This is a genomic window from Thiohalophilus sp., assembly GCF_046483665.1.
In the GTDB taxonomy this organism is placed as follows: domain Bacteria; phylum Pseudomonadota; class Gammaproteobacteria; order UBA6429; family Thiohalophilaceae; genus Thiohalophilus.
Window position 1 is genome coordinate 22,156 of record NZ_JAWOCR010000033.1, and the last position, 8,412, is coordinate 30,567.

At 57.5% G+C, this 8,412-nt stretch carries 10 protein-coding genes; 1 reads left to right on the forward strand and 9 read right to left on the reverse strand.

The genetic code is table 11. From position 1 onward, the window contains the following. Positions 1–10 precede the first annotated feature (10 nt). The 7 genes from ribBA to glyA all read right to left on the reverse strand — a co-directional run bounded on the left by ribBA (position 11) and on the right by glyA (position 5,794). Entirely contained in the window at positions 11–1,123 is a 1,113-nt protein-coding gene (gene ribBA, locus R6U90_RS07620; RefSeq protein ID WP_410352073.1) for a bifunctional 3,4-dihydroxy-2-butanone-4-phosphate synthase/GTP cyclohydrolase II, read from the reverse strand. Between the two features lie 5 nt (positions 1,124–1,128). Next, a complete protein-coding gene (locus R6U90_RS07625; protein ID WP_410352074.1) occupies positions 1,129–1,785 on the reverse strand; it encodes a riboflavin synthase in 657 nt (218 codons plus the stop codon). A gap of 36 nt (positions 1,786–1,821) precedes the next feature. Continuing rightward, entirely contained in the window at positions 1,822–1,995 is a 174-nt protein-coding gene (locus tag R6U90_RS07630) for a hypothetical protein (protein ID WP_410352075.1), read from the reverse strand. Between the two features lie 166 nt (positions 1,996–2,161). Continuing rightward, positions 2,162–2,452 carry a GIY-YIG nuclease family protein gene (locus tag R6U90_RS07635; RefSeq protein WP_410352076.1) on the reverse strand — a complete coding sequence of 97 codons (291 nt, stop codon included), beginning with the start codon at positions 2,450–2,452 and terminating at the stop codon, positions 2,162–2,164. Positions 2,453–2,756: 304 nt separating this feature from the next. Then, the gene (ribD, locus tag R6U90_RS07640) at positions 2,757–3,857 is read right to left on the reverse strand and encodes a bifunctional diaminohydroxyphosphoribosylaminopyrimidine deaminase/5-amino-6-(5-phosphoribosylamino)uracil reductase RibD (protein WP_410352077.1); all 1,101 of its coding nucleotides are present in this window, start codon (positions 3,855–3,857) and stop codon (positions 2,757–2,759) included. 14 nt (positions 3,858–3,871) lie between these two features. Continuing rightward, a complete protein-coding gene (nrdR, locus tag R6U90_RS07645; RefSeq protein WP_410352078.1) occupies positions 3,872–4,384 on the reverse strand; it encodes a transcriptional regulator NrdR in 513 nt (170 codons plus the stop codon). Positions 4,385–4,543: 159 nt separating this feature from the next. After that, positions 4,544–5,794, reverse strand: coding sequence for a serine hydroxymethyltransferase (glyA, locus tag R6U90_RS07650; protein WP_410352079.1), 1,251 nt, complete (start codon positions 5,792–5,794; stop codon positions 4,544–4,546). Positions 5,795–6,413: 619 nt separating this feature from the next. Between glyA and R6U90_RS07655 the strand changes: the two genes are divergently transcribed. Continuing rightward, positions 6,414–6,662, forward strand: coding sequence for a hypothetical protein (locus tag R6U90_RS07655; RefSeq protein ID WP_410352080.1), 249 nt, complete (start codon positions 6,414–6,416; stop codon positions 6,660–6,662). 63 nt (positions 6,663–6,725) lie between these two features. Here R6U90_RS07655 and R6U90_RS07660 read toward each other — a convergent pair whose 3' ends face one another. Both R6U90_RS07660 and R6U90_RS07665 read right to left on the reverse strand, forming a co-directional pair. Further along, positions 6,726–7,652, reverse strand: coding sequence for a hypothetical protein (locus R6U90_RS07660; RefSeq protein WP_410352081.1), 927 nt, complete (start codon positions 7,650–7,652; stop codon positions 6,726–6,728). Positions 7,653–7,825: 173 nt separating this feature from the next. Continuing rightward, positions 7,826–8,412, reverse strand: a 587-nt coding sequence (locus R6U90_RS07665) for an OmpP1/FadL family transporter (RefSeq protein WP_410352082.1), incomplete at its 5' end; no start/stop codon positions are given.

Consider the following 8,412-nt stretch of genomic DNA (forward strand, 5'->3'; position numbering starts at 1 on the left):
TACTTTCCTGTTATTCCCCGTAAACGTATTCCAGCACTTCCAGACCAAAGCCGGAAAGGGCATGCATTTTTTTCGGTGCACTCAGTACGCGCATTTTCTTCACGCCGAGATCCGTGAGAATCTGTGCACCGATCCCGTAAGTACGCAGATCCTCGCCCGATTCATAGTGGGGCAGATCATGGCCCTGGTCCTGTTCATTATACTGTTTAATATGCGACACAAGGGTTTCTGACTCTTCGGCCAGGCGCAGGATAATCACTACGCCCTCCCCTTCATCGGCAATACGCTGCATGGCATCACCCAGCGGCCAGCCGCAATCGTCACGCTGGCTGCCGAAAATATCACACAGGGTATCTTCCACATGCACACGGACCAGCACCGGTTTTTTGGGATCCAGATCCCCCCTGACCAGGGCCAGATGGACCTGCTGATCGATGCTGTTGCGATAGGCATACAGATGAAAGTCACCGTGGCGGGTCGGCATGTTACAGGTGGCCGCCCGCTCGACGGTTTTTTCGTTACGCATGCGATACTCGATCAGGTCAGCAATGGTCCCGATTTTCAGATTGTGTTCAGCGGCAAATTTTTCCAGATCCGGACGCCGGGCCATGCTGCCGTCTTCATTGAGAATCTCGACAATGACCGAGGCCGCCTCCAGCCCTGCCATGCGCGCCAGATCACAACCCGCTTCAGTATGCCCCGCCCGGGTCAGCACCCCACCCGGCTGGGCCATGAGGGGGAAGACATGACCGGGCTGGACCAGATCCGAGGGTTTGGCATCGGGGGCCACAGCGGTCTGGATCGTGACAGAACGATCCGCGGCGGAAATGCCGGTCGTGACGCCTTCCGCGGCTTCGATCGAAACAGTGAACGCCGTGGCGTGGGCTTCGCGATTCTCCGTGACCATCGGCGGCAGGCGTAGCCGCTCGCAGCGTTCCTTGCTCAGGGTCAGGCATATCAGGCCGCGGCCGTATTTGGCCATAAAATTGATCGCCTCAGGCGTCACTTTTTCCGCAGCAATGATCAGATCGCCTTCGTTCTCGCGATCTTCATCGTCCATCAGGATCACCATTTTGCCCTGACGGATATCCTCGATAATCTCTTGTGTACTGTTCAGTGCCATAAATCCTACTTGATAAAACCATGCTCGGCGAGCAACGCTTCGGTCACACCCTGACACGATTGTGCCGCTTTATCACCCAACAGTAAACGTTCCAGATAACGGGCGATGACATCCACTTCCAGATTAACCCGCCGGCCTGTCCCAAAATGTCCCATGGTGGTTTCCACCAGTGTGTGCGGAACGATATTCAGATCAAATATCGCACCTTCCACGGCATTGACCGTCAGACTGATACCATCGACACAGATCGATCCTTTGCTCGCAATGTAACGAGCCAGTTCATCCGGCGCCCGGATACGAAATTTCACTGACCGTCCGGCATCGGATCGTTCGATCACCTCGCCGATGCCATCCACATGACCACTGACCAGATGACCACCCAGGTGAGTGGTTGGCGTCAGGGCTTTTTCCAGATTCACCGGGCTGCCGGTCTGTATATCGGCAAACGTCGTGCACGATAACGTCTCTCCCGAGACATCCGCCAGGAACCCGTCACCCGGCAATTCAACTGCTGTCAGGCAAACGCCGTTGACCGCGATGCTGTCACCGGGTGACACATCTGCAAGCGACAGTTTGCCGGTCTGAATGCGCACCCGCGCATCGGCGCCTTTGGGTTCGATCGCGGCAATCTTGCCTACTGACTGTATGATACCTGTAAACATGTTTTTCCTATATTGCCCTGTCAGGTCTTGCTTTTGTCATTTCTGCGCACAGCCGCCCCGACCGTCATTCCGGTGAAAGCCTGCCCCGGCAAGCTCCAGGCCGGGGCAGGAATCCAGTCCCGAACACAGACTGGATGCCGGGTCGAGCCCGGCATGACAAATCAGATCGTGCCATCGCTTGTCATTCCGGCGAATAGCCTGCCCCGGCATGCTCTAAGCCGGGGCCGGAATCCAGTCCCGAACGAAGACTGGGTGCCGGGTCGGGCCTGTACCGGGCCTGACCCGGTACCCGGCATGACGAACAACGTACTGGCCCCTGCTCGTCATTCCGGTGGAAACCGGAATCCAGTCTCGGACAGAGATCAAAATCACGTTGTCAGACAATTCGTGAATACAAATCCACCCAATCAGGGTTCATTGATTCTATCAATTCCAATTTCCACGTCCTTTTCCAGTTTTTAATTCCCTTTTCCCGGTTTATTGCACTTTCCATTGTCTCATGCACTTCATACCAGACGAGCCGGTGGATTTTATAGCGTTTGGTAAACCCTTCAACAACGCTATTCTTGTGCTGCCATACCCTGCCTGGCAGGTTCGATGTGACTCCCGTATACAAAGTGCCATTTCGTTTACTTGCCAGAATGTAAACACACGGTAGCTTGTCCATAAGCCTTCTCCCTGTCGAACAAATTTCTGATCGCAGTTCACCAATCCCCTGCCTCTGCCCATCATTACGGCAGCAGCTGGAATCCAGTCCCGAACGAAGACTGGATGCCGGGTCTAGCCCGGCATGACGGCCAATCTATTGCCTCTGCTTGTCATTCCGGCAGCAGCCGGAATCCAGTCCCGAACGAAGACTGGGTGCCGGGTCGGGCCTGTGCCGGTATCCGGCATGACGCTCTACCCGGCTCGTTATTCCGCGAAGATTTATTGATTTAATTCTCTTCCTTTGTGTCCTGGCGTCTTGGTGGTTAGCTTTTTGCCAACACCGCGGTGATTCGCCAGTCTTCACCAACGGCACGAATGTCCTTGATCTGCAACTGTATCCGATCGGCCATGTTTTCCAGCCCCGGCAGGTGAAACAGACCGCGGGCCGCGTCGCCGAGCAGGGTCGGGGCCATGTAGATGATTAACTCATCGACCAATCCTGTTTGTATCAATGAGCCGCCCAGAGTAGCACCGCTTTCGACGTGCAGTTCGTTGATTTCCATCTCGCCCAGTTGATCCAGTACCGCGCTCAGATCGACATTATTGTGTCCATCCTGCGGGACGGCAGTCACCACGACACCGGCTTCTTGCAGCTCTTCTCGTGCGGCCTCATCTTCACTGCAGGTCATAATCACGGTCTGACCGGGCTGTTGCAGAATTTTCGCGCCGGGAGGCGTGCTCAGGTTGGTATCCACAATCACCCGCAGGGGCTGACGTTCGGTCTGCTCCAGGCGCACGGTCATGGACGGATCGTCGGCCAGCACGGTGCCGACGCCGGTGAGGATCGCCGAGCTGCGCGCCCGCCAGTGTTGCACATCCTGGCGCGCGGCCGCGCCGGTGATCCACTGGCTCTCGCCCGAGGCCATGGCCGTGCGTCCGTCCAGGCTCATGGCCAGTTTCAGCCGCACCCAGGGACGGCCGCGCTGCATGCGCCGGATAAAGCCGGGATTGAGTTGAAAGGCCTGCGCTTCCATCAGACCGCTGTCCACGCTGATACCGGCCGCCTGCAACTGGCTGATGCCACCGCCGTCGACCTGTGAGTGGGGATCGCGCATGGCCACCACCACCCGGCTGACACCGGCCTTGATCAGCGCGTCACTGCAAGGTGGCGTGCGCCCCTGATGGCAACAGGGTTCCAGGGTGACATAGGCGGTACTGCCGCGCGCGGCATCGCCAGCCACCTTCAGGGCATGGATTTCGGCATGGGGCTCGCCGGCCCGTTCGTGCCAGCCTTCGCCGACGATGGCGTTATCCCGCACCAGCACGCAACCGACCCGGGGATTGGGATCGGTGGTATACAGTCCCCGTTCGGCCAGTTGCAGGGCACGGGCCATGTAACGGTGATCATCGGCGCTGAAGTTCATCGGGAAAGGGCTGCTTATTGTTTGTCGTCGTCATCCGGCAACAGGGATTGTTGCTGGCGTTTCATTTCCGGCGAGGGGACACTCTGAAGCTTTTCGATCTCTTCCTGGAAGGCACTGACATCCTCGAAACTGCGATACACCGAGGCAAAACGGACATAGGCAACCTGATCCAGATCGCGCAGTTCCTGCATGACCAGTTCGCCCACCTGCTTGGAGTCGATCTCGCGCTCACCCAGCGCCCGCAACTGTTTGAGGATCCGGTTCAGGGCATCCTCAATGGCATCGGTGTTGACCGGCCGCTTCTCCAGTGACCGCTGCATGCCGGCACGCAGCTTTTCCTCATCGAACGGTTCGCGGCGACCGTCGTTCTTGACCAGCCGCGGCATCACCAGTTCGGGTGTTTCAAAGGTGGTAAAGCGTTCGTGGCAACTCAGGCACTCGCGCCGCCGACGCACGGCGGCCCCCTCGCCCGCCAGGCGCGAGTCGATCACCTTGGTATCGTCGGCGCCACAGAACGGACAATGCATCGCTCAGTGCCGAGGGACGAGGGACGAGGGACGAGGAACAAAATATTTCTGTGTCATACCACTGCTTCCCGGTTCCATGAGTTATCCATATCGTCGCAATAGCCAGAAAAAATGATCAAGCCTGTGGGCGCCATTTTTCCACCTCGTCACTCGTCCCTGTTACTTGTAGACCGGATGCTTCTTGCAGAGATCCAGGACTTTCTTCTTGGTCTCGGCAATCACTTTTTCGTCGCCCTTGCTGTCGATGACATCGCACATCCAGCCGGCGAGTTCCCGGCTTTCATCTTCACCGAAACCCCGGGTGGTCGAGGCCGGGGTGCCGACCCGGATACCGCTGGTAACAAACGGCGATTGCGGATCGTTGGGCACGGCATTTTTGTTGACGGTGATGTTGGCATCGCCCAGCCAGGCATCGATGTCCTTGCCGGTCAGTTCCTGCTTGATGAAGCTGACCAGAAACAGGTGGTTTTCGGTGCCGCCGGAGATGACATCGAAACCACGGCTCTGGAACACCTCGGCCATCACCTTGGCGTTTTTCACCACCTGCTGCTGATAGGCCTTGAAGTCGGGTTCCAGGGCTTCCTTGAAGGCGATAGCCTTGGCGGCGATGACGTGCATCAGCGGACCACCCTGGGTACCAGGGAAGACCAGCGAATTGAGTTTCTTTTCAATATCCGGGTTGGATTTGGCCAGGATGATGCCGCCACGCGGCCCGCGCAGGGTCTTGTGGGTGGTGGAGGTGGTCACATCGGCGATATTCACCGGGCTCGGGTAAACGCCGGCGGCGATGAGACCGGCCACGTGGGCCATATCCACCATCAGCCAGGCACCGACCATATCGGCGATCTCGCGAAAACGCTGCCAGTCCACGACCTGCGAATAGGCGCTGAAGCCAGCGACGATCATCTTCGGCTGGTGCTCTTTGGCCAGTTGCTCGACTTCGTCGTAATCGATGAAGCCCTGCTCGTCGATACCGTACTGCACCGCGTTGTAGATCTTGCCGGAGAAGTTGACCCTGGCGCCGTGGGTCAGATGACCGCCGTGGGCCAGGCTCATGCCCAGCACGGTGTCGCCTGGCTGCAGCAGCGCCATATAAACGGCAGCATTGGCCTGGGAACCGGAATGGGGCTGGACGTTGGCGTAATCGGCGCCGAACAGTTCTTTGACCCGATCGATGGCCAGCCGCTCGGCCACGTCGACATATTCGCAGCCGCCGTAATAGCGTTTGCCGGGATAGCCTTCGGCATATTTATTAGTGAGCACTGATCCTTGAGCCTGCATGACACGGGGGCTGGTGTAGTTTTCGGAGGCGATCAGTTCGATATGCTCTTCCTGGCGCTGCTCCTCGTTCTGCATCGCCGCCCACAGTTCGTCGTCATAGCCCGCAATGGTCATGTCTCGTTTAAACATCAATTACTCCTGGTTCATATAAATTTCAATGGATTCAGAGCGTTACAACCCAGCGCAGGGTGCGCCCGGGGCTGTCACGGCTCGCGCAAAGAAGCGGTATTCTACCCGATTCGGGGATTTTTTTCATGGCGATCGAGCGCTTTTGCTGTGGGAGGCGCCGCACAACGCACCCGGGCGGGGGAAGGAAGTCGTTGTCGCCTCCCGAACCGGGACTGGATGCCGGGTCGAGCCCGGCATGACGAACAATATAACGCTTGAACCGTCATTCCGGCATGACCAGCAGAAGCCCTCTCGTCATTCCGGCCTTGAGCCGGAATCCAGTCTCGAACGAAGACGGGTGCCAGGTCGGCCTGTGTCGGGCCTGTGCCTGTGCCGGACCGGGCCCGGTACCCGGCATGACCAGCAGAAGGCCCCCGCGTCATTCCGGCCTTGAGCCGGAATCCAGTCTCGAACAAAGACGGGTGCCAGGTCGGCCCTGTGTCGGGCCTGTGCCTGTGCCTGTGCCTGTGCCGGGCCGGACCGGGCCCGGTACCCGGCATGACCAGCAGAAGGCCCCCGCGTCATTCCGGCCTTGAGCCGGAATCCAGTCTCGAACGAAGACGGGTGCCAGGTCGGCCCTGTGTCGGGGCTGTGCCTGTGCCGGGCCTGGCCCGGTACCCGGCATGACCAGCAGAAGGCCCCGCGTCATTCCGGCCTTGAGCCGGAATCCAGTCTCGAACAAAGACGGGTGCCGGATCGGGCCTGGCCCGGTACCCGGCATGACCAACAGCAAACCCGGCCACTGGCCCAAAATCCCTGCCCCAAAACGAAAAAAGCCCCGATGAAAACCACCGGGGCTGAATTGGTACGTGGAGGAGGTACCAAATAAGTGCTGAGTCTACCTGTTTTTATGCACAAATGTTAAGCATTCACCCTGAAAAAGTGCCCCCCCTTACCATTCATCGTCGCCGCCGCTTTTGCCGCCGGCAGCTTTGGTCAGGGCGGTCTCGATCGCGTCGGGCGCGCACATGATGGAGGCGAAGCTGTTGCTACCCATCATGGAAAGGTCCGGGAAGCTGATGGCGATGCGGAACTCGGCCCGCAGCGCGTAGGCCTGGTCGCCCTTGACCACGATCTCATAGGGCAGATGACCCAGGGACTTGGTGTCCTTGAAGTCGATCCGCTCCATGATGTACTGGTCGCCGGCGCATTCAGTCGCGTCCGTGTTGCCCAGAATATGGACCCCGAATACAGAGGCTTGCTGGCCGGGCAGATCGATGCGATAGACCGGTTTCACCCCGCCCTTGCCGGCGGCAATCGCCGCTTCAACGCCATTAACCGCATCCTCGTAGGTGTTGTAGTCGGCCAGATTCAGGCGGTCATAGAAGTACGGCATCAGCCACTTGTACTGATAATCGCGCAGATCTTCCCCGGTGAGTCCTTTTTTGGAGCCATAGGTTGTTTGTTTACCCAGCGCTCCTTCCAGCTGCGCGGCAACCGCCACCAGATCCCCGTCCAGTTGATAGGCATGGGCCAGATAGATCGGATTGGTATAGGCCACCTGAACGTTATCGCCGGTGTTGTAGAAGGTGACCCGCTGCGCGGCGCCGAACACGCCGTAATCGGTTTTGGCAGCGGTCTCCTTGAGGGCGTCGCTGGTGATCGCCACGATTCTGGCGTTGTCATACGGCGAATATTCACCGACTACTTCAAAGCCGGCGTCAGTCAGCTTCTGTTTGGCGGTGCTAACCGCTGTGGTCATATCCGCCCCCTGACTGTCAGCCAGTACGAAGGGCTTGAGCTTTTCCTCGGCCTGTACAACGCCTGTCGATAACAACAGGGCCAGCAAACCGGTGAAGGCAAGTTTCATCGATTTCATAAATCTCCCATCCATTTTTTAAATAGTATTCGGCAAGTTAACCGACATTCTCAGTCACACGAACAAAGAGGTCGGTCAAACAAACAATTCAATACGCTGAAACAGAAAGGGCCATGGATACACATCCATGGCCCTGTCGACATCCCTGTGACATCAGAGCAGACTCTGACGACTTAGAACTTCCAGGCCCAGCTGGCTTCCAGTTCCCATTGGGTCATAGTCAGATCGACCTTTTGACCATGTGCACTGAACGCATTTGTACCGCTCACGGTATTTTCAGGTGCATACATCGCGGCCAGGTTGAACTCACTGTCAGCACCAGTGCTCTTGGTAAAACCAAAGGTGAAGTGATCTTCCATCACACCCGGCGCCAGGATGTTGAACAGTGCTTCCGAGCTGGGAATGGGCTGATCACCATGATTATAACCGACACGCCAGGTCCATTCAGCACTGGTGGACCACTGGTAACCCAGTTTATAGACGGTAATGTCTTCCCAGCCAAAACCACCGCCATCATCTGTACCCAGCAAGTTGTTACCGGGGTTCAAGTTAGAAATCGGGTTACCGATGGAGTTGACATCACTGTACATGATTTTCTGTACATCAAAAGCAATGGTACTGGAATTCCCCATGTCATAGGCCAGACCCAGTGTCCATGTTGCCGGGATATCAAAGTCACCCTGCTCGGCAAACAGTCCAGAATATTTGTCAAACTCATCCATGGCCATTTCGCTTTGATAGGAAGCCCCCAGAGTCAGTC

Excerpts from the sequence above, each read along its gene's own strand:
- ribBA (WP_410352073.1), bottom strand. The coding sequence starts at position 1,123 with ATGGCACTGAACAGTACACAAGAGATTATCGAGGATATCCGTCAGGGC.
- R6U90_RS07625 (WP_410352074.1), bottom strand. The coding sequence starts at position 1,785 with ATGTTTACAGGTATCATACAGTCAGTAGGCAAGATTGCCGCGATCGAA.
- R6U90_RS07630 (WP_410352075.1), bottom strand. The coding sequence starts at position 1,995 with ATGCCGGGGCAGGCTATTCGCCGGAATGACAAGCGATGGCACGATCTG.
- R6U90_RS07635 (WP_410352076.1), bottom strand. The coding sequence starts at position 2,452 with ATGGACAAGCTACCGTGTGTTTACATTCTGGCAAGTAAACGAAATGGC.
- ribD (WP_410352077.1), bottom strand. The coding sequence starts at position 3,857 with ATGAACTTCAGCGCCGATGATCACCGTTACATGGCCCGTGCCCTGCAA.
- nrdR (WP_410352078.1), bottom strand. The coding sequence starts at position 4,384 with ATGCATTGTCCGTTCTGTGGCGCCGACGATACCAAGGTGATCGACTCG.
- glyA (WP_410352079.1), bottom strand. The coding sequence starts at position 5,794 with ATGTTTAAACGAGACATGACCATTGCGGGCTATGACGACGAACTGTGG.
- R6U90_RS07660 (WP_410352081.1), bottom strand. The coding sequence starts at position 7,652 with ATGAAATCGATGAAACTTGCCTTCACCGGTTTGCTGGCCCTGTTGTTA.